The sequence below is a fragment of the Nonomuraea turkmeniaca genome, assembly GCF_005889735.1.
GTDB classification, from domain to species: domain Bacteria; phylum Actinomycetota; class Actinomycetes; order Streptosporangiales; family Streptosporangiaceae; genus Nonomuraea; species Nonomuraea turkmeniaca.
Genome location: NZ_VCKY01000054.1, coordinates 1 through 25,636, shown reverse-complemented (window position 1 = coordinate 25,636; position 25,636 = coordinate 1). Strand labels below are relative to the sequence as shown.

20 protein-coding genes and 1 pseudogene are annotated in these 25,636 nt (G+C 71.4%); 18 read left to right on the top strand and 3 right to left on the bottom strand.

The genetic code is table 11. The features are described from left to right. Nucleotides 1-146: 146 nt before the first annotated feature. From ETD86_RS18035 to ETD86_RS18025, 3 genes are read right to left on the bottom strand one after another with little or no spacing between them, the layout of a single operon-like run. Nucleotides 147-2,612 carry a transglutaminase TgpA family protein gene (locus tag ETD86_RS18035; RefSeq protein WP_138667319.1) on the bottom strand — a complete coding sequence of 822 codons (2,466 nt, stop codon included), beginning with the start codon at nt 2,610-2,612 and terminating at the stop codon, nt 147-149. Further along, a complete protein-coding gene (locus tag ETD86_RS18030) occupies nt 2,609-3,871 on the bottom strand; it encodes a DUF58 domain-containing protein (protein WP_138667318.1) in 1,263 nt (420 codons plus the stop codon). Before ETD86_RS18030 ends, ETD86_RS18035 begins: the two co-directional genes overlap by 4 nt. Before the next feature lie 27 nt (nt 3,872-3,898). After that, nucleotides 3,899-4,876 carry an AAA family ATPase gene (locus ETD86_RS18025; RefSeq protein ID WP_138667317.1) on the bottom strand — a complete coding sequence of 326 codons (978 nt, stop codon included), beginning with the start codon at nt 4,874-4,876 and terminating at the stop codon, nt 3,899-3,901. Between the two features lie 464 nt (nt 4,877-5,340). Here ETD86_RS18025 and mraZ point away from each other — a divergent pair, with 464 nt between their 5' ends. From mraZ to ETD86_RS17935, 18 genes and pseudogenes are all read left to right on the top strand, one after another. After that, nucleotides 5,341-5,772 (top strand): division/cell wall cluster transcriptional repressor MraZ, encoded by a 432-nt coding sequence (gene mraZ / locus ETD86_RS18020; protein ID WP_138667316.1) that lies wholly within the window; start codon nt 5,341-5,343, stop codon nt 5,770-5,772. 221 nt (nt 5,773-5,993) lie between these two features. Further along, complete coding sequence (gene rsmH / locus ETD86_RS18015; protein WP_138667315.1) at nt 5,994-6,959, top strand: 16S rRNA (cytosine(1402)-N(4))-methyltransferase RsmH; 966 nt, start codon at nt 5,994-5,996, stop codon at nt 6,957-6,959. Next, complete coding sequence (locus ETD86_RS18010) at nt 6,949-7,473, top strand: hypothetical protein (protein ID WP_138667314.1); 525 nt, start codon at nt 6,949-6,951, stop codon at nt 7,471-7,473. Before rsmH ends, ETD86_RS18010 begins: the two co-directional genes overlap by 11 nt. Nucleotides 7,474-8,405: 932 nt before the next feature. Next, nucleotides 8,406-10,136: a peptidoglycan D,D-transpeptidase FtsI family protein gene (locus ETD86_RS18005; protein WP_484213959.1), complete on the top strand. Its 1,731-nt coding sequence runs from the start codon at nt 8,406-8,408 to the stop codon at nt 10,134-10,136. A gap of 40 nt (nt 10,137-10,176) precedes the next feature. Next, entirely contained in the window at nt 10,177-11,706 is a 1,530-nt protein-coding gene (locus tag ETD86_RS18000) for a UDP-N-acetylmuramoyl-L-alanyl-D-glutamate--2,6-diaminopimelate ligase (RefSeq protein ID WP_138667313.1), read from the top strand. Continuing rightward, nucleotides 11,706-13,379, top strand: a complete 1,674-nt coding sequence (locus tag ETD86_RS17995; protein WP_425465643.1) for a UDP-N-acetylmuramoyl-tripeptide--D-alanyl-D-alanine ligase — start codon at nt 11,706-11,708, stop codon at nt 13,377-13,379. Before ETD86_RS18000 ends, ETD86_RS17995 begins: the two co-directional genes overlap by 1 nt. Further along, the gene (gene mraY, locus ETD86_RS17990) at nt 13,376-14,431 is read left to right on the top strand and encodes a phospho-N-acetylmuramoyl-pentapeptide-transferase (RefSeq protein WP_138667312.1); all 1,056 of its coding nucleotides are present in this window, start codon (nt 13,376-13,378) and stop codon (nt 14,429-14,431) included. Before ETD86_RS17995 ends, mraY begins: the two co-directional genes overlap by 4 nt. Next, nucleotides 14,431-15,807: a UDP-N-acetylmuramoyl-L-alanine--D-glutamate ligase gene (murD, locus tag ETD86_RS17985; RefSeq protein WP_138667311.1), complete on the top strand. Its 1,377-nt coding sequence runs from the start codon at nt 14,431-14,433 to the stop codon at nt 15,805-15,807. The genes mraY and murD overlap by 1 nt, the downstream gene beginning before the upstream one ends. Then, the gene (ftsW, locus tag ETD86_RS17980; protein WP_138667310.1) at nt 15,791-17,068 is read left to right on the top strand and encodes a putative lipid II flippase FtsW; all 1,278 of its coding nucleotides are present in this window, start codon (nt 15,791-15,793) and stop codon (nt 17,066-17,068) included. Before murD ends, ftsW begins: the two co-directional genes overlap by 17 nt. Nucleotides 17,069-17,080: 12 nt before the next feature. Beyond that, nucleotides 17,081-18,157 carry an undecaprenyldiphospho-muramoylpentapeptide beta-N-acetylglucosaminyltransferase gene (murG, locus tag ETD86_RS17975; RefSeq protein WP_138667309.1) on the top strand — a complete coding sequence of 359 codons (1,077 nt, stop codon included), beginning with the start codon at nt 17,081-17,083 and terminating at the stop codon, nt 18,155-18,157. Beyond that, entirely contained in the window at nt 18,154-19,551 is a 1,398-nt protein-coding gene (murC, locus tag ETD86_RS17970; RefSeq protein WP_138667308.1) for a UDP-N-acetylmuramate--L-alanine ligase, read from the top strand. Before murG ends, murC begins: the two co-directional genes overlap by 4 nt. Nucleotides 19,552-19,662: 111 nt before the next feature. Next, nucleotides 19,663-20,328 carry a cell division protein FtsQ/DivIB gene (locus tag ETD86_RS17965; RefSeq protein ID WP_138667307.1) on the top strand — a complete coding sequence of 222 codons (666 nt, stop codon included), beginning with the start codon at nt 19,663-19,665 and terminating at the stop codon, nt 20,326-20,328. Nucleotides 20,329-20,662: 334 nt separating this feature from the next. Then, nucleotides 20,663-22,126 carry a cell division protein FtsZ gene (ftsZ, locus tag ETD86_RS17960; protein ID WP_138667306.1) on the top strand — a complete coding sequence of 488 codons (1,464 nt, stop codon included), beginning with the start codon at nt 20,663-20,665 and terminating at the stop codon, nt 22,124-22,126. Nucleotides 22,127-22,174: 48 nt separating this feature from the next. Continuing rightward, nucleotides 22,175-22,903 carry a YggS family pyridoxal phosphate-dependent enzyme gene (locus ETD86_RS17955; protein WP_138667305.1) on the top strand — a complete coding sequence of 243 codons (729 nt, stop codon included), beginning with the start codon at nt 22,175-22,177 and terminating at the stop codon, nt 22,901-22,903. A gap of 140 nt (nt 22,904-23,043) precedes the next feature. Beyond that, a complete protein-coding gene (locus ETD86_RS17950) occupies nt 23,044-23,544 on the top strand; it encodes a cell division protein SepF (protein WP_138667304.1) in 501 nt (166 codons plus the stop codon). A gap of 80 nt (nt 23,545-23,624) precedes the next feature. Beyond that, nucleotides 23,625-23,912 carry a YggT family protein gene (locus ETD86_RS17945; RefSeq protein ID WP_138667303.1) on the top strand — a complete coding sequence of 96 codons (288 nt, stop codon included), beginning with the start codon at nt 23,625-23,627 and terminating at the stop codon, nt 23,910-23,912. Between the two features lie 104 nt (nt 23,913-24,016). Beyond that, nucleotides 24,017-24,889 carry a DivIVA domain-containing protein gene (locus ETD86_RS17940; RefSeq protein ID WP_138667302.1) on the top strand — a complete coding sequence of 291 codons (873 nt, stop codon included), beginning with the start codon at nt 24,017-24,019 and terminating at the stop codon, nt 24,887-24,889. Between the two features lie 42 nt (nt 24,890-24,931). After that, nucleotides 24,932-25,636: pseudogene (locus tag ETD86_RS17935) on the top strand (hypothetical protein); the annotation flags it as partial.

Here is a 25,636-nt window from a genome sequence, read left to right as displayed (position 1 = left end):
GCGAGACGGCCGCCGGTGCCGACGGTCAGGACCGGCACCCCTGCGCCGAGCCCGGCCCCAGGGTTCACCACGGATGTCCCGGGGAGACGACGGAGCGTGCGGCCGTCCCCGAGGGAAACGGACGCACGCTCTCGTCTCTGCGCTCCTCAGGAGCCCTTCTGGGTCGCCGTCCGCCGCAGCTTGATGGTCTCCAGCAGGTCGAACCCGTCGAGCAGACGCTCGCCCACACCCCACAGCCCGCGCAACGTGGACGGAGGTAGCAACACCGCCCGCAGCCGCCGCCCGCGCGAGACCGTGGCCGCCAAGGCCTGCCGCACCGTCCGCAGGTCCTTTCTCATGGGCCCGATCCGGCCGGGGTCGCGAGCGAACAACACCCGCTCGACCGCCGACGCGATGGCGGACACGGCCTCCGCCGACGCGGCGTCGAACTCGTACTGCTGGGTCAGCCGCCGCGCCAGCGCCCGAGGGGTCTCGCTGGTCTGGCGGGCCATGCCGTAGTCGTACAGGATGTCGTCCAGCTCGGCCCAGGCCGCGGCGACCGACGGGTGCCGGCCCGCGGCGCCCTCGCCCGACACGATCCTGGCCGTCAGCTCGTCCGACGGCTGCGACACCTTCCAGCCCAGCGTGCGCACGCGCCGGTTCCTGGTGATCAGTCGTACGCCCGCGGGGATCAGCAGGATGAGGAGCAGCGCGCCGGCCCCGATGCCGAGCTTGGCGATCAGCGGCGTCGACTCCTCCGGCGGCAGGGTGCCGGCGATGAGCTGGCTCTCCCGGTCGAGCTCGCGGGGGTTCTGCCGGGCCTGCGGGTCGCGCGGGTCGTCGGCGGCCGACGAGCCGGTGGCACCGGGCGTCGGCGCCGCGGATGAGTTCGTGGGGCGAGGAGCGGGCTGCGTGTACGCGGGCACCCGCGCGCTGCCCTGGCCGAGCGCCCCGGCCGGCGTCGGCTCGAACGGCAGCCAGCCCACGCCCTCGAAGTACAGTTCGGGCCAGGAGTGGGAGTCGTTCGTGGTGACCTCCCACCGGTCGCCCATCTTCGTGCCGCCGGTGTAGCCGATCGCCACCCGCGACGGGATGCCGACCAGCCTGGCCAGCACCGCCATCGACATGGCGAACTGCTCGCAGTAGCCCGCCCGCGAGTGCACCAGGAAGTCCAGCAGCGCCGAGTTGCTGTGCCCCTGCGTGCGCAGGGTGTAGGTGAAGCCGCCGGTCTTGGTGAAGAACTCCTGGAGCTTCACCGCCGCCTCGTAATCCGACGTGGCGCCCGCGGTCTCCCTGTCGGCCAGCTCCTTGATCTCGGGTGGCAGGTTGTCGGGCAGGTTCAGGTAGCGCCGGTCCACCGCGTCCCGGTTGCCGCTCAGCGTCTCCAGCAGATCGGAGGTCGGCTCCGGCTCGCTGGTGCCCACCTCGTAGTCCAGTCCCGCGGCCTCGTCGCGGGTGGAGAAGACCATCAGCGAGCTGACGTCGGCGCGCCAGTCGCCGGTCACCCGGACCTCCCTGGGCGGGTACGGCAACGGCAGGAACTTCAGCTCCGTGATCTCGTCGCTGATCTGGATGTTGGTCCGCACGTCGTTGATCTTCGGGTTCCCGGTGAGCCCGGGCGGCGCCGGCAGCGGGCCGTTGTCCGTCCGGTTCTCGGGGGACCCCTTCGGCTGCGTCATGCCGAACTGCTGGCCGTCGAACGTGTCCAGCGCGTAGATCCGCAGGTAACGCGGCTTGTCGTCGTTGTTGGTGTAGGTGAGGACGGTCCGCCGCTCCGGCAGGTCCAGCTGACCCCTCAGGCCGGCGATCGGGTTGGGGATGCTGATCGAGTTGCCCCGGCCGCCCGTACCGCTGCCGCCCACGCCGAACTGGAAGAACGACACCGGCTCCATCGCCGGCAGCAGCGCCGGCACCGCCACGGCCAGCGCGATCGCGGCGAACCCGATGCGCTTGCCGGACAGCCGCAGGCCGCTGGTGTCCGCGGAGACGGGGGTGGGGGCGGAGGTCCGCCGGCCGCTGGCGGACGGTGCGGCCGCGATGCGCGTGCGGCGCACCAGCACCGCCCGGCCCCAGTGGCCCACCCGCTCGCGCCCGTCGGCGATCAGCAGGCCGACGAAGCCGAGCGCGGCGAGGATGAACGCCGGCCAGCTGATCGGGTCGGGCAGGATCGTCGCCGGGACCGTGGCCAGCGCCAGCAGCGGCAGCCCGGCCAGCGCCGCCCGCCGCAGCCGCGCGGCGAACAGGTCCACGATGATCGCGATGAGCGCCACCCCGCCGGCGGTCAGCAGCGTGATGCCCTCCGTCGTGGGCACGGGCGCGGCGAACCGCTGGATGTCGGCCCACCCGACGCCGAGCAGCCGGCCGAGCTCCAGCACCGATCCCCTGGTCGGCACGAATATCGCCCACGCCTCCTCGGCGGCGAACGAGGCGGTCAGATAGATCCACGTCGCGGCCACGCCCAGAAGCGCCGCCGCCCACGCCGGCAGCGACAGGCGGCTGCTCACCAGGCCCGCTCCCACCACGGCGAGCACGGCGCCCAGAGCCGCCCAGAACCACGTCCCGCCATCGAAGAGCGGGTAGAGCAGGAGGGCCGCGGCGAACGCGGCCACGCCGGAGGCGATCGTCAGCCTCATGCCGCACCTCCCGTGGGGTTGAGCGCGAACCTGTCGCGGTTGGCGGCGTCCTGCCAGACCGACGCGATCGAGGTGCCCGCGGGCAGCTGGACGATGCGCCAGCCGTATCCGGCCAGCACGGTCTGCGCGGCACGGTGGTTCTCCGCCGTCTCCGCGTCGCCGCCGTCCCACGTGCCCACGTCGAGCAGGACCGCGACCCCGGTGATGCCGCTGTGCCGCAATCTGGCCAGTTCCCTTGCCTCCTCCGCGTCCAGCGCGCCGAGCACGGCCACGATCAGCCCGTCGCCGCCGCCCTGGCGCAGGGCGGACACGCCCATCTCCAGCGAGCGGGCGGGGCTGTGCCGCACCACGGCGAGGGTGTCGAGCAGTGAATAGCTCAGGCCTCGGTCCGTCAGGTGCTCGGCGCCCTGGTCGGTCACCAGCCGCAGGCCGAGGCCCTCGTGGGCCAGGTGCACGCCGATGGAGGCCGCGGCCGAGACCGCCACCTCGAACGACGAGCGCGGGCCCTCGCCGCGGTGCGCGTGCCTGCGGGTGTCGAGCAGGAGCGCGCCGCGGCTCTGCCACTGCTGCTCCTCGCGGCGCACCATCAGCTCGCCGCGGCGGGCCGTCGAGCGCCAGTGCACCCGCCGCAGGTCGTCGCCCTGCCGGTACTCGCGCGGCGCCACGTCGTCATCGCCCGCGGCCGCCACACTCCTGGTACGGCTGTCGCCGCCGCCCGTCCACTCGCCCGACAGCCGTACGTGCGGCAGCGCCGCGACGTGCGGCGTCACCACGAGCGTGTCGCTGATCGTGAACGAGCGGGTCAGCTCCACCAGCCCGAACGGGTCGGCGATGCGGATCGACAGCGGGCCGATCGTGTAGCGGCCGCGCAGGTCCGAGCGCACCCGGTAGTCGATCTCCCGTACGCCGCGCGGCTCGACGCGGTCCAGCACGAACCTGGGCCGCACGCCCAGCGCGTACGGGACGGTGTCCTCGATGAGCAGCAGACCGGTCGGCAGCCTGGTGACGTTCTCCAGGCGCAGGGTCACGGTGGCCTCGCCGCCCACCTCGGACCGCGGCGGGTCGAGGCGCCTGGCGCAGCTGAGCCGGTAGCGCGTGCGCGCCACCACCATCGCGGCCAGCAGCGGCAGCGCCGTCACCAGCACCCCGATCCTGAACAGGTCGTTCTCCCCCAGGAAGAGCGCCATCAGCAGCGCCGCTATCCCGGAGGCGAGGAACGACCTGCCCCTGCTGGTCAGTGCCTGCAGCCCGGCCCTCACGGCGCCTCGCTCCATCCGTGCCGCATATCAACGGCCTCGCGTCTCCGGCACCGGCACGCGCCTGATCAGTTCGGTCACCACCTGCTCGGGCAGGCGGCGCTGCCCCTGGGCCTCGACGCTGGGCAGCAGCCGATGCGCCAGGACGGGAACGGCCAGGTCCTGCAGGTCGTCGGGGATGACGTAGTCGCGGCCCGCCAGCGCCGCGTGTGCCCTGGCCGCCCTGACCAGCTGCAGCGTGGACCGGGGTGAGGCGCCCAGCCGCAGGTCCGGGGAGTGGCGGGTGGCCACCACCAGGTCGATGGCGTATCTCTTGACCGCCTGCGAGACGTAGATGCCGCGTACGGCCTCGATCAGCGCGCGCACCTCCGACGTGGCGGCCACCGGCTGCAGCTTGTCCAGCGGCGAGGTGCCGCCGTGCACGTCGAGCATCTCCAGCTCGGCCGTCGGCTCCGGGTAGCCCATGGCGACCCGGGCGGTGAAGCGGTCGCGCTGCGCCTCGGGCAGGGGATAGGTGCCTTCCATCTCGATCGGGTTCTGTGTGGCGATCACCATGAAGGGTGCGTCGAGCTGGTACGTCACCCCGTCCACGGTCACCTGGTGCTCCTCCATGCACTCCAGCAGCGCGGACTGGGTCTTGGGGGAGGCGCGGTTGATCTCGTCGCCCACGACGATGTTCGCGAAGATGGGTCCCGGCTTGAACTCGAACTCCCGGGTCTGCTGGTTATAAGCGCTCACGCCGGTGATGTCGCTCGGCAGCAGGTCGGGGGTGAACTGAACCCGGCGGACCGGACAATCGATGGAACGAGCCAGTGCCTTGGCCAGCATGGTCTTGCCCACTCCGGGGACGTCCTCGATCAGGAGGTGCCCCTCGGCGAGCAAGACGGTCAGGGTGAGGCGGACGGCGTCACTCTTGCCCTCGATCACCGATTCGATGGCTTCCCGAATCCGGTGAGCTGTGGTGACCAGCTCGTCGAGCTGGGGAGGGACATCATGGGTTACTGCCACCAGGCCTCCATGAGAAGTGCTACGGCTGCCCCGGGGTGCATTGCGGGAGCCATGCCATTCCTTTTCATTGTGGTTACGACCCTACGACGCTGTGGGTTCTCGAGCGACATTTGTGGATATTCCAGGGAACCCGGGCGATGTTCCCGTTCTTGTCGCGTAGCAGTGCGAATCCCGTGACAGAGCACCCTCGATCCGCTCCACTTTCCTCCACCGGGACCAACGCGAGGTGTCTCAGCCCCTATTTCCGCGATCTTTTGAACCCTCGACACGCCCATGAGGGTTGACGGTGCCCGCGCCGCGCTCCGCCCCGCCTCATCGCGCTGACCTGCGGTAACGCAACGGAAACTGGTGATGAAGACGGTCCTAATCAGTTGACGGTGGGGAGAAGTGGAGTATGGTGGTGCGCAGTGGAGAGCCCGGGGCACCAGCGCTGAGCGCTTCACGAGGCACGGGAGGTGGGGCCGATGTTCCTCGGCACCCATCAACCGCGTCTGGACGACAAGGGACGGCTGTTCCTGCCGGCTAAGTACCGTGAGGAGCTGGCGGAGGGTCTTGTGATCACCAAAGGCCAGGAGCGATGCCTCTACGTCTTTCCCGTGGAGGAGTTCCAGCGCATAACCGAGGCTCTCAGCACCGCCCCGGTCACCGCCAAGGCGGTGCGCGACTACAGCCGCGTCTTCTTCGCCAGCGCGTCCGACGAGAGGCCAGACAAACAAGGACGCATCACGATCCCGCAGGGCCTGCGGCAGTACGCCGGCTTGGAGCGTGACTGCGTTGTCATCGGGGCCAACACCCGGCTGGAGATCTGGGACGCGGGGGCTTGGGACACCTACCTCAGCGCGCAGGAGCAGGCGTTCGCCGACCTGTCGGAGGAGGTGTTGCCAGGGATCCTGTAGAGATCACGGTCGATCCGTCGGTGATGTCGTTCGGCGAGGTCTCCACCCGCAACCACTGTCTGCCAACTGATGCACCTTCCCCGGTGTCAGAGGGCAGGCGTCCACGAAGAGGGTGCGGATGGGGACCTGGCCGGACGGCGCCGGGTGGGGACCCAGGAATGACCACGATCGACCGAATAACCGCGTCATCCGCGAGCAAGGGCGCGAGAGGGGGGTTGGAGATGGACGACAACATCGGCACAGGCGGTCACGTTCCGGTGCTGCTCGAGCGCGTTCTGGAGCTGCTCGGGCCCGCGCTGTCCGGCCCGGCGCCGGTCGTCGTCGACGCCAACCTCGGCCTCGGCGGCCACTCGGAGGCCCTGCTCGCCGCCTACCCGGCGCTGCATCTGATCGGGATCGACCGCGACCCTTTCGCGATCGAGTTCTCGACTCGCAGGCTGAGCCCGTACGCGGGACGGATCACTCTGGTCCACGCGTCCTCCGGCGATCTGGCCGAGGTGCTCGCCCGAGCGGGGCACGCCACGGTCAACGGAGCGCTGTTCGACCTGGGGGTCTCCTCGCCGCAGCTGGACGAGGCCGAGCGTGGGTTCGCCTATTCCTACGACGCGCCCCTCGACATGCGGATGGACACGTCGCAGGAGCTGACGGCGGAGACGGTGGTCAACACCTACTCCGCCGCGGAGCTGACCCGCATCCTGCGCGACTACGGCGAGGAACGATTCGCTCCGCGTGTCGCGGGCCTGATCATTAAGGAACGGGCCAAAGAGGCAATAACCTCGACGAAGCGGCTAGCGGACATCGTTCGCGAGGCGATTCCCGCCGCTACTCGGCGCACCGGGGGTAACCCCGCCAAGAGGACTTTTCAGGCGCTGCGCATCGAGGTGAACGCGGAGCTGTCCGCCCTGGAGGCGGCGCTCCCGGCGGCACTCGACGCGTTGGTGCTGGGTGGGCGAGTCGTCGTGCTCTCGTACCACTCACTCGAGGACCGGCTCACCAAGCAGGCCCTCACGGCGCGAACCAGGGACACCAGCCCCCCCGGGCTGCCCGTCCCGCTGGAGGCTCACCAGCCCAGGTTCCGCATGCTGACGAGGGGAGCAGAGCTCCCAAGCGAAGAAGAGCTCGCCCGCAACCCGCGGGCGGCCTCGGCCCGGCTACGGGCGGCAGAGAGGATCCGTGTTGACGACTGAGCAGGAGACCGGCCGGGGTGCGCCCGTCCGTCGCGCGGTGCCCAAGACGGGCACGCGCCGGTACGGGGCGCCGCACCAGTCCAAGCCGCGGCCCCGTCCTGACACGCGCCCCGAGAACGGCGGGAAGGCGCCGGTCGACGAGCGGGCGCGTCCCGACGCCGGCGCGAAGCGCCCTGTCGCAGAGGCGCGTCCCGCGCCGCGGCGGCGTCCCGCGCGCCGCCAGCGCACGCCGTTCGTGCTGCTCGTCGTCGGGCTGATGTCCGGCGGCCTGGTCAGCCTGCTGCTGCTCAACACCATGCTTGCCCAGGACGCCATCACCGACGCGACGCTGCGCGAGGAGATCCAGGTGGCCCGGCAGGAGAACGAGAAGATCGAGCAGGAATACCGGCTCAAGACGCAGCCGGACGCGATCGCCAAGCTCGCCGAGCAGCAGGGGCAGAAGCCCGACTGGGACGACGTCAACGGCTGGAGCAGCGCCGGTGACCGGGTCGGCCAGGTGGACACGGAGCGGTGAGGGACTCAGGCGGCAGGGGACAGGGTCCCGGCCGCGGCGCTGGCGGCGCCGGCTCTCAAGGAGGGCCTGGCGCCGTTCGTCGTACGCCGGGCGGCCCGGGACGGGCAGGGCGCCAAGGGGGCTCTGCCCGTTCTGAGGGGGCGGGCCGCCCGGCGTCGCCGGAGAATCCACCGCGCCAGCCACGCAAGCGGCCCGATCCCCTGGACCTGCCGTTCGGGGACGACGACGCCTTCCGCGGCCGTCCCCCGCAGGATCCGGCCGAGGGCGAATCCGGGAGCGCTCGGCGCCCCGGCGCCGACCGCCCCGGCCCGGCGGGCTCCGATCGCGCCCGGCGGGACGGGGCCGACGGCTCCCGTCCCCGCGGCGACGGCGCGCGCTCCCGCGGCGACGCCGCCGACGACGGGAGCGTCCGCAGGCGTCCGCGGGACGAGGGCGACCGCGCGCGGGGCCGCGACGCAGGCGACCGCCGCCGAGGGCCGGCCGCTGCGGGGCGTGAGGATGCCGACCGTCTCAGAGGTCGCGCGGACGCGGAAGGCGACCGTCCTCGGCGTCCCTCACAGGGGCGGGATGACCGGCTCCGGGGACGCGTCCAAGGGCGGGACGAGCGGCCGCGGGGCCGCTCCCGGCAGGACGACGAGCTGCGAGGCCGGTCTCCGCAGGACGGCGGGCCGCGCGGAAGGCGGGAGGACGACCCGCGCGGTCGCGACAGGCGGGACGACGACCCGCGCGGTCGCGACAGGCGGGGCGACGACCCGCGGGGCCGCGACAGGTATGGGGACGGGCCGCTGCGCCGGACGCAGACCGGGGGTTCCCGGTCCGAGCAGGCGCAGGGCCGTGACCGGGTGGCGGCACGCCGCGGCGGAGACGTGCCGCCACCCAGGGGCCCGGGCCGGCGGCCCCCCACACCGCCGCGCCCGCCCAGGCCGCCGCTGGTGCTGCGGCTGGGCAGCCCGCGCCGGCGGATCAACATCGGCCTGATCGGCATGACGTTCGTGCTGTCGATCTTCGCCGGCCGGCTGATCCAGATGCAGGGCCTGGACTCCAAGGTGTACGAGGCCGCCGCCGTGGATCAGCGCCTGCACACTGAGACCATCCCTGCCAAGCGCGGCTCGATCACCGACGTCAACGGCCACGACCTGGCCGTGACCGTCGAGGCCAGAGAGCTGTCGATCGACCCGTCCAAGATCAGTGCCGACGTGCGCGGGAAGGTCGCCACGCTCCTGGCCAGGCAACTGGGCAAGAGCGAGCAGGACATCGCCGCCAAACTTGCCAGAACGGACACTCGCTACCAGCGCCTGGCCTCGGACGTCGACCCCGTCGTGGCCACCCGCCTGCTGCAGGCCGGCGTGCCCGCGCTGACGGCCAAGAAGACCTACCGCAGGGTCTATCCGGCGGGCGACCTGGCGGGCAGCCTCATCGGCTTCGTCGGGGACGAGGGCAACGGCCTGGTCGGCATCGAGCGGGGCAGGAACACCCTCCTGGCCGGCCGCGACGGCCAACAGCGCGTCGAGACCGGCCGCGACGGCCAGCGCATCCCGATGACCAGCAGCCAGCGCACCGCCCCCGTGGACGGCCAGGACATCCGGCTGACCATCGATCGCGACATCCAGTGGGCCGCCCAGAAGTCGATCGCCGAGCAGGTCAGGAAGGCCGGCGCGGACAGCGGCACGGTGATCGTCATGGACGTTCAGACCGCCCAGATCATCGCCATGGCCAACGCCCCCGAACTCGACCTGAACAACTGGCGCAAGGCCCCCGAGTCCAGCCAGATCAACAAGGCCGCCGCCGACGTGTTCGAGCCTGGCAGCACCAACAAGGTGATCACCGCCGCCGCGGCGCTCGAGGCCCGCGCCGTCACCCCCGACACGGTGTTCCATGTGCCCGACCGGATCAGGTGCGCCGACCAGGTGCTGCGCGACGCCCACGCGCACAAGGCGGAGTCGATGACGTTCCGCCAGGCCGTGGCCCAGTCCAGCAACGTGGCCACGATCATGGCCGCGCGCAAGGTCGGCAGCGCGCGCCTTTACCAGATGCTGAAGACGTTCGGGTTCGGCACCGCGCCGGGTGGCGGCGTACCCGGCGCGGAGGCGGGCCTGCTGCCCGACTACAAGAAGTGGTCGGGCAGCCAGAGCTGCACCGTCGCCTACGGCCAGGGCGTGTCGGTGACGGCGTTGCAGATGGCCAGCGTCTACCAGACCATCGCCAACGGCGGCGTCAAGATCGAGCCGCAGATCGTCGCCGGGACCACGGACAGCTCCGGCAGGTTCGTCCCCGCTCCTGCTGGTAAGCAGACCAGAGTGGTGAGCGGGACGACGGCCGAGGAGATCACGACGATGCTGGAGAGCGCGGTGGGCGAGGAGGGAACCGGCCATCTGGCCGCCATTCCCGGCTACCGGGTGGCGGGCAAGACGGGCACGGCCAACCGCTACGACGCCGGGCTCGGCCGCTACGACGGCTACACTGCCTCCTTCGCCGGGTTCAGCCCGGCGGACAAGCCCAGGCTGGTGGTGTTGTCGGTGCTGCAGAACCCGAAGAACGGTCACTTCGGCGGGCAGCTGGCGGCCCCCGTGTTCAAGGATGTGATGACGTTCGCCATCAAGAGCAAGAAGATTCCTCCCACAGGCTCCGTCGCGCCGCCGGTGCGTACGGGCGCGGGACAGTGACCAGGGAAGGTACGCTGCCGCCGTGCGTCCCCCGTCGTCTATGCGTCCCACGACCAGCCCGCCCCGCCCGCTGACCGGGCTCGCGACCATGCTCGATGCCGATTCGGGCACGTCGCGCTCGCCACACGCCGCCCTGACCGGCGTCACCATCGACTCCCGCGACGCCAGACGCGGGGATCTCTACGTCGCGCTGCCCGGCAGCCGCGTCCACGGCGCCGCCTTCGCCGCCGAGGCGATGGCCGGCGGCGCGGTGGCCGTCCTCACCGACCGGGAGGGGCGCGACGCGGCCGTGGCCACCGGGCTGCCCGTGCTGATCGTGCCCGATCCGCGCGCGCTGCTCGGGCAGATCTCCTCCTGGGTGTACGGGCAGCCGGCCCACGACATCCAGGTCATCGGCGTGACCGGCACCAGCGGCAAGTCCACCACCACGTTCATGCTGGAGGCGGGCCTGAGGGCCGCCGGGCACCGGACGGGCCTGGTGGGCGGCGTCGAGATCCGCGCGGGTGACCTGCGCTACCAGCCGACGCTGACCACGCCGGAGGCGCCGGCGCTGCACGGACTGTTCGCGCTGATGCGTGAGGAGGGCGTCACCGCGGCCGCCATGGAGGTCTCCAGCCACGCGCTCGCCCTCGGCAGGATCGACGGCGTCTTCTACGACGTGGCCCTGTTCACCAACCTCTCCCAGGACCATCTCGACTTCCACAAGGACTTCGAGGACTACTTCGCGACCAAGGCGCGGCTGTTCCAGCCGGAGCTGAGCCGCGTCGGCGTGACCAACATCGACGACCGCTACGGCCGCGAGCTGCTGGACCTGGCGAAGGTGCCGATGACGACGTTCTCGGCGCAGGGCGACCCGGAGGCCGCGTGGCGGGCGCTGGAGGTCAGGCTCGGCGCGGACGGCAGCGCGTTCCGCGTGGTGGGTCCGGGCGGCGTCGAGGCCGACGCGCAGATCGCGCTGCCGGGGCCGTTCAACGTCGCCAACGCGCTCGGGGCCATCGTCACGCTGGTCGAGGCGGGGGTGCCGCTGCAGACGGCGGTGCACGGCGTCGGCATGCTCACCGGCGTGCCCGGGCGGATGCAGCGGGTCACGGGCGCCGAGGACGAGTTCCAGGCGATCGTGGACTACTCCCACAAGCCCGGCGCCGTGGAGTCGGTGCTGCGGTCGCTGCGCACCGTCACCGCGGGCCGGCTCGTGATCGTGCTCGGCTGCGGCGGAGACCGCGACAAGGGCAAAAGGCCCATCATGGGTGAGATTTCCGCACAGTTGGCAGATGTGGCCATCTTCACGAGCGACAATCCCCGTTCGGAGGATCCGCTCGCCATCCTCGCGACGATGATGGAGGGAGCGCTCCGCGTTCCGCAGCACGACCGCGCTCATGTGATCATTGAGCCCGACCGCGCGGCCGCCATCGGCCTGGCGATCGCCGGCGCCGGCCGCGGCGACGTGATCGTCGTGGCAGGCAAGGGTCACGAGCAGGGTCAATACATGTCAGGCGAGGTGATCCCCTTCGACGACCGGGAGGTGGTCGCCGAGGCGATCGACGCACGCAAGGAAAGCAGGAAGCACTAATGATCCCGTTGCCTCTGGCCAGGATCGCCGAGATAACCTCGGGCGCCCTGTCGGGCATGGCCGATCCCCGCGCGGTGGTGCGCGGGCCCGTTGTGATCGACTCGCGGGCCGTCGAACCGGGATCGTTGTTCGTCGCCTTCAGGGGCGCGCGGGTCGACGGTCACGACTACGCCGCGCAGGCCGTCCGGGCCGGAGCCGTCGCCGTCCTGGCCGCCCGGCCGGTCGACGCGCCCGCGGTGATCGTGCCCGACGCCGCCGTCGCGCTGGCGGAGCTGGCCGCCGCCCAGGTCGCCGCGCTGCCTGACGCCACCGTGATCGGCGTGACCGGCTCGGCCGGCAAGACCAGCACCAAGGACCTGCTGGCCAGGCTGACCGCGCGGATCGGGCCCACCATCGCGCCGGTCGGCAGCTTCAACAACGAGCTCGGCCACCCGCTGACCGTGCTGCGCGCCGACGCCGGCACCCGGTTCATGGTGCTGGAGCTGGCCGCGCGCAACCTCGGCCACATCAAGGACCTGACCCGCATCGCGCCCCCGAAGATCGGCGTGGTGCTCAACGTCGGCACCGCGCACCTCGGCGTGTTCGGCGGCAAGGAGGCCATCGCCAAGGCCAAGGGCGAGCTGGTGGAGGCGCTGCCGCGCACCGGGGTCGCCGTGCTCAACGCCGACGACCCGTACGTGCGGGAGATGGCCTCGCGGACCGACGCGCGGGTCACGTACTTCGGGCGGAGCGAGGAGGCGGCCATCCGGGCCGAGGGGGTCGTGGTGGACGTCCGCGGGCGGGCCTCCTTCACGCTGCGCACCCCGTCGGGGTCCGCGCACGTGTCGCTGAAGCTGTACGGGGCGCACGCGGTCGACAACGCGCTGGCGGCCGCGGCGGCCGGATACGAGCTCGGGCTGCCGGTCGCCACCATCGCGGCGGAGCTGTCCGCCGCCACACCGGCCAGCCGGTGGCGGATGGAGGTCACCGACCGGGCCGACGGGGTGACAGTGGTCAACGACGCGTACAACGCCAACCCGGACTCCATGCGGGCCGCCTTCGAGGCGTTCGAGGTGCTGGGGCGGGGGCGGCGGCGCTTCGCCGTCATCGCGGCGCTGCGGGAGCTGGGCGACGAGGGGCCCGCGCTGAACGCCGAGCTCGGCCGCCTGGCCGGGGGCGCCGGCCTGGCCGGCCTCATCGTGGCCGGCCCGGATGCCGAACCGGTCCTGGAAGGTGCCCACGCCGCCGCCCACGCGCCCGCACCAGGCGCTCCGCACGGCCCCGCCGCCCTGCCCCCAGCCGCGCAGCCCGCTTCCGGCCCTCAAGGGCCGGCCGGGTCTCCGCCGGTGCCGCCGCCGGGCGCGCCGGTGCCCGGCCCGCAGGAGGGCCAGCCGCACGGCTGGCAGGCGCCCGCCGGCGGTGTGCCGCAGGGCTGGCAGGCGCCCGCGGGCCCGCCGCCCGCGCCGCCGCAGGGACCGCAGCATGCGGTTGGCGGTCCGCCGCCCGTCGGTGGGCCGCCCGGGGGCGGGGGACCGGCGTATCCGCCCCGGATCGTGCACGTGCCCGACGCCGAGGCCGCGGCGGCAGAGCTGAACCAGTGGCTGCGCCCCGGTGACGCGGTGCTGATCAAGGGGCCGAGGGCGATGGGTCTGGAGCGGACGGCCGAGCTCGTGCTCGGAGGTGCCGCTCAGTGATCAACATCGTCATCGCCGGCGCGATCGGCCTGGTCCTGTCGATGCTGGGCACCCCTCTGGCGATCAGGCTGTTCTCGCGGCGCGGCTATGGCCAGGAGATCCGTGAGGAGCTGCAGCAGGGCGGCCACCACGGTAAGCGGGGCACCCCCACCATGGGCGGCACGGTGTTCGTGCTGGCCTCCTTGTTCGCGTACGGCGCCTCCCACCTGGCCACGCTGACGCCGCCGACGGTCTCGGGCATGCTGGTGTTGTTCCTCATGACGGGCCTCGGCGCGGTCGGGTTCCTCGACGACTTCATCAAGATCTACAAGCAGCGCAGCCTCGGCCTGCGCAGTGGGGCCAAGGCGCTCGGCCAGCTCATCGTGGGCGCCGTCTTCGCCGTCCTGGTGGTACGCCAGCCGAACGTCTACGGCATCACCCCCGCCGAGACCCGCGTGTCGTTCCTGCGCGACATCGGCCCGTCGATCGGCCTGGCCGGGTTCACCATCTGGGTGCTCATCATGATCGTCGGGTTCTCCAACGCGGTGAACCTCACCGACGGCCTCGACGGCCTGGCCAGCGGCGCGTCCGGCGTGGTGCTCGGCGCGTACGTGCTGATCGGCAACTGGCAGCTGCGCAACAACTGCATCGACCAGCTCGGCCCCAACTGCTACTGGGTACGAGATCCGCTCGACCTGGCCGTGGTGGCCGCCGCCGTGCTCGGGGCGCTCATCGGGTTCCTGTGGTGGAACGCCCCGCCCGCCCGGATCTTCATGGGTGACACCGGCTCGCTGGCCCTGGGCGGAGTGCTGGCCGGGCTGGCCATCGCCACCCGCACCCAGCTGCTGCTGATCATCCTCGCCGGTCTGTGCGTGATGATCACGATGTCGGTGATCATCCAGGTCGGGTTCTTCAAGATGACCGGCAAACGGGTGTTCAGGATGGCGCCGCTGCAGCACCACTTCGAGCTCAAGGGCTGGGCGGAGACCACCATCGTGGTCCGCTTCTGGCTGATCGCGATGCTCTGCGCGGCGCTCGGGCTCGGTCTCTTCTACGTCGAGTGGATGCCCTGATGAGCGTGACGTGCGTCGCCGGGCTCGGCGTCTCCGGCACCGCCGTGGCCAGGGTGCTGGCCGAGCGCGGGGAGCGGGTCGTGGTCGTGGAGGCCGTGGCCGGGGAGCCGCAGCTCGCCGCCGCGGCCGAGCTGGCCAGGCTCGGCGTCGAGACCCGGTTCGGGGAGATGACGCTGCCCGAGGGCGTCACCCGGCTCGTCACCACGGGCTGGGCGCCGCACCACCAGTTGATCGCCGCCGCGACCGAGGCCGGGGTGGAGGTCGTGGGCGAGGTGGAGCTGGCCTGGCGGCTGCGCCCGGCCCAGGCCGCCCCGTGGCTGGCGCTGACCGGCACCAACGGCAAGACCACCGCCGTGCGCATGCTCACCTCCATCCTGCTCGCCGCCGGCCACAAGGCCCTGGCCGTGGGCAACGTGGGCGTCCCCGTGGTACGCGCCGTCGGCGAGCCGTACGACGTGCTGGCCGTCGAGCTGTCCAGCTTCCAGCTGCACTGGTCGAGCACCCTGGCCCCGCACGCCGCGGCCATCCTGAACGTCGCACCCGACCACCTGGACTGGCACGGCTCCATGGAGGCGTACGCCGCCGCCAAGGGCCGCATCTACGAACGCGCCGGCACCGTGATCTTCAACGCCGACGACCCCGAGGCGACCCGGCTGGCCGCGCCCTACCCGGGGGCCGTCGGGTTCACGCTCAGGGTGCCCAAGCGCGGTGAGATCGGCGTCGTGGAGGACCTGCTGGTGGACCGGGCGTTCGTGGCGGACCCGGTGGAGGCGGCCGAGGAGCTGGCGACGCTGGAGGACGTACGGCCGTTCGCGCCGCACAACGTCGCCAACGCGCTGGCCGCCGCCGCCCTGGCCCGCTCGCTCGGCGTCCCGTCCGAGGCGGTACGTCAGGGCCTGCGGGACTTCACACCGGACCCGCACCGCCTGTCCCATGTCGACCGGATCGGCGACGTGGACTACGTCGACGACTCCAAGGCCACCAACCCGCACGCCGCCGCCGCGGCGCTCGCGTCGTACCCGTCGATCGTGTGGGTGGCAGGCGGCCAGCTCAAGGGCGCTGACGTCGACGACCTGGTACGCCAGGCCGCCCTCAGACTGCGCGGCGCGGTGCTGCTCGGCGCCGATCGAGCCAGGATCGCTGAAGCCATCGCGCGACACGCCCCGAATGTCCCCGTCGTGGACATCGCTGATCGGGACACTGGTGCGATGGACAGAGTCGTCACCGAAGCCGCCCGCCTGGCCTCGCCGGGTGACACCGTGCTCCTCTCCCCGTCGGCGGCCTCCCTCGACATGTTCGCCGGCTATCCCGCGCGAGGGGAGGCCTTCGCGCGTGCCGTACACGAGCTGAGGCGGCGACGTGAGCACGACCGCTGAGGAGCGGCCGGGCGCCGCGCAGCGGCCGGCGAGCCCGTTCCGCGAGCAGCTGGCCGCGCTGAAGGAGCTGCTCGAGAAGCCGCTGACCACCTACTACCTGATCATCATGTGCAGCGCGCTGCTGCTCGCGCTCGGGTTGATGATGGTGTTGTCGGCCTCCAGCATCGAGGCGCTGCAGAAGACCGGCAGCCCGTTCTCGTGGTTCATCAAGCAGTCGTTGTCGGCCGCGATCGGCGTGCCCGTGATGTACGCCTGCTCGCGCCTGCCGGTCAAGTTCTTCCGCTGGGCCGGCTACCCGCTGATGGCGCTGTCGATCATCGCGCTGGTCATGGTGCTGTTCATCGGCTCGTCCGAGCTGGGCGCGCAACGGTGGATCTACATCGGCCCGCTCACCATCCAGCCGTCGGAGCCCGCCAAGCTGGGGCTCGTGCTGTGGGGCGCCGACCTGCTGGCCAGGCGGGCGCGGCAGGGCCGGATCGAGTGGCGGCAGATGCTGATCCCGCTCATGCCGGGCACCGCGATCCTGGCCGTCCTGGTCATGCTGGGCCGCGACCTGGGCACCACGCTGGTGCTGTTCATGATCTTCTTGGCGCTGCTGTGGGTGGTGGGGGCGCCGATCAAGCTGTTCGGCGGCATCCTGTCGCTGGCCGTGCTGGCCGCGATCATCATGATCAAGGTGGAGCCGTACCGGATGGCGCGCATCGGCGCGTTCCTCGACCCGTGGGCGGACGCGCAGGGCGCCGGCTACCAGGCCGTCCAGGGGCAGATCGCCATGGGCTCGGGCGGCTGGTTCGGGCTCGGGCTCGGCAGCAGCCGGCAGAAGTGGAGCTGGCTGCCGCACGGGGAGAGCGACTTCATCTTCGCCATCCTGGGCGAGGAGCTCGGGCTGATGGGCACGCTGATGGTGGTCGCGTTGTTCGGGCTGATGGGCTATGCCGGGTTGCGGGTGGCCGTGCGGGTCAACGACCCCTTCATCAGGCTGTCGGCCGCCGCCATGGTGGCCTGGATCGTCGGTCAGGCCACCGTCAACATGGGGGCCGTGCTCGGCGTGCTGCCGATCACCGGCATCCCGCTTCCGCTGGTCTCGTACGGTGGATCCTCGTTGCTGCCCACGCTCGCGGCGCTCGGCATGCTGCTGTCGTTCGCCAAACGCGAGCCGGGAGCGCGCGAGGCGTTGGCGGCCCGTGGCCCCGGAGCCGCCGCCCGGGCCCTAAGCTGGCTTGGCCTGGGAGGTACGACCAGAGGCCGAGTGACACGTTAGGGAGTGACCGAGATGAGGGTGGTCCTCGCCGGTGGGGGGACGGCCGGGCACATCGAGCCCGCGCTCGCCCTTGCGGACGCGCTGCGCCATCTAGACCCCACCATCGGCATCACCTGCGTGGGCACCGAGCGCGGCTTGGAGACGCGGCTGGTGCCCGCCAGGGGTTACGAGCTGGAGTTGGTGCCGGCCGTGCCGCTTCCAAGGGCGATCACCCCGAGCCTGCTCACTGTCCCCGGCAGGCTCGCAGGCGCGATCAACGCCACGGCCGGCATACTCGACCGCGTCAAAGCCGACATCCTGGTCGGCTTCGGCGGTTACGTCGCAACTCCAGCTTACCTGGCCGCCAAGCGGCGTGGCCTGCCGATCGTCGTCCACGAGGCCAACCCGCGGCCGGGTCTCGCCAACCGGCTGGGCGCCCGGCTCACCGAGCACGTGTTCACCGGCTTCCCCAACTCCGCGCTGCCCAAGGCCGAGTTCATCGGCACCCCGCTGCGCCGCGAGATCGTCAATCTGGACCGGCTGTCGATGGGCGACAAGGCCCGCTCCTGGTTCGGGCTGGAGAACGACCGGCCCACGCTGCTGGTGTTCGGCGGCTCGCAGGGGGCCAGATCGCTCAACCAGGCGGCGCTGGCGGCCGCGCCGGTCCTGCGGCGGGCCGGCGTGCAGGTGCTGCACGTGCTCGGCCCGAAGAACACCGTCGACCACGAGCCACCGCCCGGCGACCCGCAATACGTCCTGCTGCCCTATGTCGACCGCATGGACCTCGCGTACGCGGCCGCCGACGTCGCGCTGTGCCGCAGCGGGGCGCTGACGTGCGCCGAGCTGACCGCGGTGGGCCTGCCGGCCGCTTACGTGCCGCTGCCGCACGGCAACGGCGAGCAGCGCATCAACGCCGAGCGCATCGCCAAGGGCGGCGGCGGCCTGATGGCCGACGACGCCGACCTGTCACCCGATTGGATCATCCAGAACGTGCTGCCCATGCTCCACGACCCCGAGCGGGTCGCCGCCATGTCGGAGGCCGCCTCCCGGCTGGGGCGCAAAGACGCCGATATCATGCTTGCCAGGAAAGTGTTGGAGATAGCCCGATGAGTCTCGTCAAGCTGGTCGATTCCGTCCGCGTCGAAGATCTGGGACGCGTGCACTTCATCGGCATCGGCGGCGCGGGCATGTCCGGGATCGCCCGCATCCTGCTCAAGCGCGGCGTGCGGGTGTCGGGCAGCGACGCGCGCAGTTCCGAGCTGGTCACCGAGCTGCGCGAGCTGGGCGCGACCGTGCACATCGGCCACGCCGCCTCCCACATCAGGGACGTCGACACCGTGGTCGTCTCGACCGCCATCCGCGACTCCAACCCGGAGCTCGGCGAGGCGCTCAAGCAGGGGCTGCGGATCATCCCGCGGGCGGCCGCGCTGGCCTCCGTCATGGCCGGGCGCACCGCCGTGGCCATCGCGGGCACCCACGGCAAGACCACCACGACCTCGATGCTCACCGTGGCGCTGCAGAAGTGCGGCGCCGACCCGTCCTACTGCGTGGGCGGCCAGCTCGTCACCACCGGGCTCGGCGCCGACGACGGGCAGGGCACGGTGTTCGTGGCCGAGGCCGACGAGAGCGACGGGTCGTTCCTCATGCTCGCCCCCGACATCGCGGTGGTGACCAACGTCGAGGCCGACCATCTGGACAACTACGGCGACCCGCGGGCCGTGCACGACAGCTTCGCCAGGTTCGCCGACCGGGTCGGCTCGCTGCTCATCGCCTGCGCCGACGACCCCGGCGCGGCCGAGCTGGCCCGCAAGGCGCGGGAGCGGGGGCTGCGGGTCAGGACGTACGGCCTCGAGGGCGAGGACTACCTCGTGAGCGGCGTACGGCCCGACGGGTTCGGGACCGTGTTCGAGATCGCGGGCAGGGGCGCCGTGCGGCTGGCGGTCCCCGGGGCGCACAACGCGCTCAACGCCACCGCGGTGATCGCCGTGGCCGATGAGCTGGGGCTGCCCTTCGAGGAGATCAGAGAGGGGCTGGGGGCCTTCACAGGGGCCAAGCGGCGCTTCGAGGCCAAGGGCGAGGCGCGCGGGGTCGCCGTGTTCGACAGCTACGCCCACCATCCGACCGAGCTCGCCGCCGACCTGCGGGCCGCCCGCGACGTGGTCGCCTCCTACTCCGGCACCGGGCGGGTCATCGCGATCTTCCAGCCGCACCTGTACTCGCGTACGCGGTACTTCGCCGACGAGTTCGGCGCGGCGCTCGGGCTGGCCGACGAGGCCATCGTGCTCGACGTCTACGGCGCCCGGGAGGACCCCGAGCCCGGGGTGTCCGGGGCGATGGTGGCCTCGCGCGTGCCGCTGCCACCTGAGCGGGTGGCGTACGCCCCGGACCGGGCCACGGTCCCCGCGCTGGTGGCCGAGCGGGCTCGGCCTGGGGACATCGTGCTCACGATGGGGGCGGGCGACGTCACGGAGCTCGGCCCGCAGATCGTCACCCGCCTGTCCTGACGGCTCGCCGTATTTACGCGCCGCCGCCTCCTCTCAAGAAGCGTTGGGCGTGGCGTGCGGCGTCATGTCGTACTCAGGCGTAGGTTCGGTGCCGATACGGCGGGAGGGCGATTGAAGGCGCGGACGGCGTTCCTGGTGTTGCTGACGGCAGGGGTGGTGGGGACGGCCGCCTGGCTGGTGTTCTTCTCACCCGTGTTGGGCGTGCGCTCGATCGAGATCGTGGGAAATCTCACAGTCCCGAGCGAGCGGATCAAGCAGCAGGCCGGGGTGGCGGACCTGCACCCGCTGGCCACGGTCGACCTCGCCGGCGTCCAGAGCCGCGTCCTGGGCATCAGGCAACTCGCCGGCGCCAAGGTCGACCGGGTCTGGCCGGGCACGCTCAAGATCGAGGTCGTCGAGCGCGAGCCCATCGCCGCCATCCCCGCCGGAGGCAAGTTCGCCGTCGTGGACAAGCAGGGTGTGGTGATCGAGATCAAGTCCGCGCTCCCGCCGCTGCTGCCCCAGCTCAAGGTCGACCGCCCCGCCGCGGGCGACCCGGCCATGATGGCCGCGCTCCAGGTCATCCAGGCGCTGCCGGACGAGGTGGCGCCGAAGGTCAGGCAGGTACGCGCGGGAACGGCCGAGGGCGTGACCCTGGAGCTGTCCGACGGTCGTACCGTCGTGTGGGGCGGCCCCGACCGTCCGAAGGAAAAGGGTCGCATTCTGGCCTCGCTTCTCAAACGGGAGAAGGCCACGGTTTACGACGTCAGCTCTCCGGACGTGGTGACCCTGAAGTGATCAAGAGTGTCAGGGTCTGGCAAGTCCGCGGCAAGGGCATCGCCGAGCCTGTGCGAGGTGGGGGTCGCGGCGTGAGAGCCTAAAGTCGGAGGTTCGGCAGAGGAGTGCTCCGACCAGGCGCGACTTCGGAGCGAAACGGACAGCCCGCGACACGCCGGACGTGCTTGCGGCGCGGTTAGTTGACCCGCCAGGTAGGGGGCTCCTACTGTCCGTATCAATCCTCAGGTTGACATAAATCTAAATCTCAACCTGAGGTTGAGAGTTACCCGAACTGACAAAAGCGGAGACGATCCGCACCGAAATGGCAAGTCAACGAGCGGAAAGGCCCCTCGTCGTGGCAGCACCGCAGAACTACCTCGCGGTCATCAAGGTCGTCGGCATCGGCGGCGGCGGAGTGAACGCCGTCAACCGGATGATCGAGGAGGGACTCAAGGGCGTCGAGTTCATCGCCATCAACACCGACGCCCAGGCGCTGCTGATGAGTGACGCCGATGTGAAACTCGACGTGGGCCGCGAGCTCACGCGCGGACTCGGCGCGGGCGCCAACCCCGACGTCGGGCGCAAGGCGGCCGAGGACCACCGCGAGGAGATCGAGGAGGTCCTCAAGGGGGCCGACATGGTCTTCGTCACGGCGGGCGAGGGCGGCGGCACCGGCACCGGCGGCGCGCCCGTCGTGGCCAACATCGCCAGGTCGCTCGGCGCGCTCACCATCGGCGTCGTGACCAGGCCGTTCAGCTTCGAAGGCCGTCGCAGGGCCATGCAGGCCGAGGCGGGCATCGAGACGCTGCGCGACGAGGTCGACACGCTGATCGTGATCCCCAACGACCGGCTGCTGTCGATCTCCGACCGGCAGGTGAGCGTGCTCGACGCGTTCAAGGCGGCCGACCAGGTGCTGCTGTCCGGTGTGCAGGGCATCACCGACCTCATCACCACCCCGGGTCTGATCAACCTGGACTTCGCCGACGTCAAGTCGGTCATGTCCGGTGCCGGCTCGGCGCTCATGGGCATCGGCCACGCCCGCGGCGACGACCGCTCGGTGGCGGCCGCCGAGATGGCGGTCTCCAGCCCGCTGCTCGAGGCGAGCATCGACGGCGCGCACGGTGTGCTGCTGTCCATCGCGGGCGGCTCGGACCTGGGCCTGTTCGAGATCAACGAGGCGGCCCAGCTCGTGTCCATGGCCGCCGCGCCCGACGCCAACATCATCTTCGGCACGGTCATCGACGACGCGCTCGGCGACGAGGTGCGCGTGACGGTGATCGCGGCCGGCTTCGACGACGTGCCCGCGCCGGCCGAGAAGCCACTGCCGCGTCCGGCGAGCCGTCCCGCCGCGTCGCCGCCTCCCGCCCCGCCCGTGTCCTCGCCCGTACGCCCGAGCGTCTCGTCTCCCAGCGTGAAGTCCGAGCCGCCCGCGCTGCGCCCTGAGCCGCGCGCTGAGGTGCGATCCGAGCCTCGCACTGACTTCAGGCCGGAGCCGCGTCCTGAGCCCCGTCCTGAGCCCCGTACGGACTTCCGCCCCGAGCCTCGCCCGGAGCCCAGGACCGAGTTCAGGCCCGAGCCCCGCCCGGAGCCCCGTCCCGAGCCGGTGCGCCCCGTGGAGCCGGTGCAGGCGGCCGCCGAGCCGGACGACCAGCCCGCGGCCGACGGGCCGTCCGGCCCCGTCTCGATCCCTCGGCCCGCGCCCGAGCCCGCCAACCCACCCACGCCCATCACCTCCCGCATGTCGGAGCCGGCCAAACGTCCGCGCGTGATCTTCGAGGAACAAGAAGAGGAACTCGACGTTCCTGACTTCCTCAAGTAGCACGGAAACCCGACGCCGCTCCCCCAGGGATACGGGAGCGGCGCGCTCATGTGCGCCGAGAGCCGTACCGGGGAGGAGACTCACGTGAGAAGGGACGAGATCGCGGCCGGTCTCGCCGAGGTCGACGAGCGCATCGCGGCGGCCTGCCGCGCGGTGGGCCGCGACCGCGGCGAGGTCACGCTGATCGCCGTCACCAAGACCCGGCCGGCCGCGGACGTGCGCCTCCTGGCCGAGCTGGGCGTGCGCGACATCGGCGAGAACCGCGACCAGGAGGCCGCGGCCAAGGCCGCCGAGCTCGCCGACCTCTCGCTGACCTGGCACTTCGTGGGCCAGCTCCAGACCAACAAGGTGCGCTCCGTCGTCGGGTACGCCGACGTGATCCACTCCGTCGACCGCCTCAGGCTGGTGGAGGCGATCAGCAGGGAGGCGGTGCGCCAGGGCCGCAACGTCGGCTGCCTGGTGCAGGTCGCGCTCGACGACGACCCGGCCAGAGGCGGCGCACGGCCCGCCGACGTGCTGGAGCTCGCCGACGAGGTGGCGCTCGCCGAGGGCGTGTGGCTGGGCGGCGTCATGGCGGTGGCGCCGCTGGGCGAGGAGCCCGCCAAGGCGTTCGCCAGGCTGCGCGACATCGCCACCCGCGTACAGGAGCAGCACCACCGCGCCACGATGGTCTCCGCGGGCATGAGCGAGGATCTGGTGGAGGCGATCGCCTACGGCGCGACACACGTGCGGGTCGGTACGGCGTTGCTCGGTCGTCGCAAGCCCTTCGTCAGGTAATGTCCCCTCAAGTGGGTCTCCAGGCCCATGATCAGGTAGAGGTCGATCGGCGGTGAGCTCCAAGGGGGTACGGCTACCGCCTCGGAGCCCGGCGCCGGGCTCCGAGCGAGGGCGACCATGAGCAGGAGGACGACGTAGCGATGGCCGGCGCGATGCGCAAGATGGCGGTCTACCTCGGTCTCGTGGAGGACGACCGCTACGAGAGGTACGAGACCTACCCGGACGATTACGCCTACGAGGACGAGGTGCAGCGTACCGGCGAAGAGCGGGCCGTAGCGGTCCAGGAGCGCGACGAGGAGCCCGACTCCCCGGTGCCCGCGCCCAGGCCCGCCACGACGATCCTGGAGCGCCGCACGACGGATCTGGCCCGGATCACGACGCTGCATCCGCGGACGTACAACGAGGCTCGCACCATCGGAGAGCACTTCCGCGACGGCACCCCGGTCATCATGAATCTGACCGAGATGGTCGACAGTGACGCAAAGCGGCTTGTCGATTTCGCGGCAGGTCTCGTCTTTGGCCTACACGGCAGCATTGAACGTGTTACCAACAAGGTGTTCCTGTTGTCCCCTGCCAATGTCGAGGTGACTGCCGAGGACAAGGCCCGAATCGCGGAACGCGGGTTCTTCAATCAGAGTTAGAGTCTCTGTATGTCTATCGCACCCAACCGGGTCTCGCCGAGACCGGAAGGGCTCATCAGAAGTGGAGGCGCGGCCGGGCCGTGGGGATCGTCAGTCAGATCTTGGTCGTTGTCCTGTCTCTCTATTTGGTGCTGCTCATCGGCAGGATGATCTTTGAGACGGTGCAGGCTTTCGCTCGCCAGTGGCGTCCTTCGGGCGTCGTTCTGGTGCTGGCGGAGGCCACATACACCGCAACAGACCCACCACTCAAGTTCCTCCGCCGTTTCATTCCCCCGCTCCGGTTGGGTACGGTGGCCTTTGACCTAAGCTTCACTGTCCTGTTCATCGTGGTCCTGATCTTGATCCAGATCGCCGGGTCGCTGCGATGACGGGCTGTGTGGCGCCGGTCGTGATCCAACTCGTGTCCGCGCTGAAGTGATTCGGGTTACCGTCCCTCCGGACAGACTCCCAAGCGCGCCAAGGAGACCAAAAAATGCCGCTGACGCCCGCTGATGTGCGGAACAAGCAGTTCAGTACCACCCGGCTGCGGCCGGGCTACGACGAGGAAGAGGTCGACGCCTTCCTCGACGAGGTGGAAGCTGAGCTCGACCGCCTGATCCAAGAGAACGAGGAGCTCCGCGCGAAGCTGGCCGAGTGCCTGCGCGGGAAGGTGCCGGGTGGCATGAGCATGCCCATGGCCTCCGCCCCGGTTCAGGAGCAGCCCAAGCCGGAGATGATGGCGCCGCCGCAGCCGGAGCCCATGCGGGCCCCCGAGCCGCCGCCGGTGCAGCAGCAGCCGGTCCCCGTGGCCATGAGCATGCCTCCCGCCGAGGACAACATGGACACCGCGGCCCGCGTGCTCGCGCTCGCCCAGCAGACCGCCGACCAGGCGATCGCCGACGCCCGCCGGGAGGCGGACGAGACGGTCACCCGCGCCCGCCGCGAGGCCGACGAGATCCTCACCAAGGCACGCCGCCAGGCCGAGCAGGTCATCGGCGACGCCCGTGCCCGCGCCGAGACGCTCGAGCGCGACGCGCAGGAGCGTCACCGCCAGGCCATGGGCTCGCTGGTGCAGACCCGTGACGAGCTCGAGCGCAAGGTCGAGGAGCTGCGCAGCTTCGAGCGCGAATACCGCAGCAGGCTCAAGCTGTACCTGGAGAACCAGCTCGCCGAGCTCAACGTCTCGGCCGAGGGCAGCGGCGGGTTCCCGGTCATGTCCGGTGGTCCGCAGGGTCAGGCTCCCGCCATGTCGCACGCCGTGCAGGGTGGCCAGCAGCCTCTTCCCGGCAGCCCCAACCCGTTCGGCGGCGAGGCTCCGCAGGGCGCCTTCCCCGGCGGTGACGGTCCGCACAACGACCGCCGGTAAAGTTACAGGTTTTCTAGGACCTGTCACTCGAAAGAGCCCTCTGTGATCCTTATCAGTGCTGGTTTGGTGCTCGCGGCGGTCGTGCTGCTGATCGCGGGCTTCGTACTGGCGAAGCCGTTCCTGATCATGTGGTCCATCGTGGTCAGCGTGCTGTCCGCGCTGTTCCTGGTGATCGGGGCCTTCCTGCGGCGACACGAGCTCTTCCCCGGTGGTGGGCAGGCCGCTCCGCCGGCCACCCCTCCGGCAGGGCTTCTGCCGCCCGGCTTGCCGTACAACCAGACCGGTCCCGTGGCTCACCAGCCACCCCCTCAGCAAACGCGTCCGCAACCGCCGCAGCGGACGGTGACCGTTCCGGCCGCCGCCCCGCGCCGCCCCCCGGCAGGTGGCCTCGCGCCGGACGCGCTCGTGCTGGTGATCCCCGGACGCAAGCGTTACCACATGGCCGGCTGCCGTCAGCTGGCCGGGCGGGAGCACGAGGAGCTCACTCACGAGGAGGCACGTGAGGAGGGCTTCACGCCCTGCACGACGTGCCTGCCAGACGCAGCGCTCGGTGGACGGCAGCTGCCGCCTGCCGCCGACCCCGAGCCCGCTGCACCCCCCTCCGCGTTCGCCGCGGAGAGCCGGGCCGAGACCTCCGCGGAGACTCGCGACCTGCGTCCGCCGGTCGCTCCGCCGAAGCCCGACACGACGGCTTCCACCCCCAGCCCGGAGCCCGCCGCCCACGAGGACGGCGCAGCCGGGTGGTTC